The organism is Aquiflexum sp., from assembly GCF_977115555.1.
Window position 1 is genome coordinate 1 of record NZ_CDSBKL010000639.1, and the last position, 1,467, is coordinate 1,467.

Sequence of the window (1,467 nt, forward strand, 5' to 3'; positions counted from 1 at the left end):
CATGATATAAGCTCCTGCAAAACCGCTGACAATTATTTTCCAGCTCGCAACACCTGTTCCTATCAATATAGCGGCTCCTACTAAGGCCATTAGGGTAGAAGTTTCACCAATAGAACCAGGAATCCATCCCATAAATAAATTGGAGAAACTGAAAAGTCCATCCCCCAACACGGTATTATGTTCAGCCAACGCCTGTGTAACAGGTTGACCTTCTACTCCGGCATTGTAAGCCACTGCTAAAGCAGTAGCTCCGGAAAATCCATCTACAGGCGCTTTATCTCCCATGTAAGTCCAAACCTGATCACCTGATATCTGTGCAGGATAGGCAAAATACAAGAAAGCTCTAGCAGTCATGGCCACGTTCAAGATGTTCATTCCTGTCCCTCCAAATACTTCTTTTCCGATCACAACCGCAAAAATCGTAGCCAAAGCAACCTGCCACAACGGTATTGCAGGAGGCATTACCAACGCAATCAACATCCCGGTTACAAGGTAACCCTCACTGATGGGGTGGTTTCTAATCACACAGAAAGTGAACTCAGTTCCCAATCCAACAGCATAAGAAACGATCAAAATTGGTAATACAGAGATTGCACCGATTACAGCCTTATCAAGCCAATTAGCTTCCTCACCTGACATCAAAAAGTGCTGATGTCCAACATTGAGGATTCCGAATAAAAGTGCTGGTACCATGGCAATCACCACTGTAATCATCACTCTTTTCAAATCCACAGCGTCCTTTATTTGGGCACCTTTTGGACCGGTAGTCAAGTCAGGGGCAAAAGCAATTGTCCTATGACCTTCATATAATGTGTGAAATTTTTCCCATTTACCTCCCTTTTCAAAGTTTGGTTTGAGATTATCGAACAGATTTTGTAAAAACTTCATATGTTAACTATACATTAATAATTCAATTCCATTTCTAACCAGTTTTTGCAATTCATTTTTGGAGGGATCGATAAATTCACAAATCGCAACATCTTCTTCGATCACTTCATAAAGTCCAAGCTCTTCCATCTCATCAAAATCTTCAGAAACTATTGCCTTAAACAGGTAGGTAGGAAGAATATCCATAGGAAGAAGTTTTTCAAAAGCCCCGGTCACAACAAATGGTCTTTCCTCGCCATGGGCATTGGTGTCTACTACATACTCCTTGCTTCTATTCAAGAACGAAAGAAGGCCCAAAGCTTTATGAAAACTCAATTTGGTAGAACTTGGTTTTAGCCATCCCAAAAACTCCTCATAATCCCCTTCGGGAATTAAGGTGATCTGATTGGCGTAATAACCTAAATATCCGTCTGGAGCTATTTTTTCGCCTGTAAGGACATTTCCTGATACAACCCTGATATGGTCATTTTTAATATTTCCATTTACCAAAGTATCTACACAGGCACCGATAAAGGTTTTAGCATAAGCGGCATTTTTTGCTTCAGAACCGGTAACTGCTACAATTTTGGAAGCATCATA

At 40.9% G+C, this 1,467-nt stretch carries 1 protein-coding gene and 1 pseudogene; both read right to left on the minus strand.

All coding sequences use genetic code 11. From position 1 onward, the window contains the following. On the minus strand, positions 1-888 hold an 888-nt coding region (locus ACZFYI_RS20330; RefSeq protein WP_462525944.1), incomplete at its 3' end, for an RnfABCDGE type electron transport complex subunit D. A 3-nt stretch (positions 889-891) separates the two neighbouring features. After that, positions 892-1,467: pseudogene (locus ACZFYI_RS20335) on the minus strand (NADH:ubiquinone reductase (Na(+)-transporting) subunit A); the annotation flags it as partial.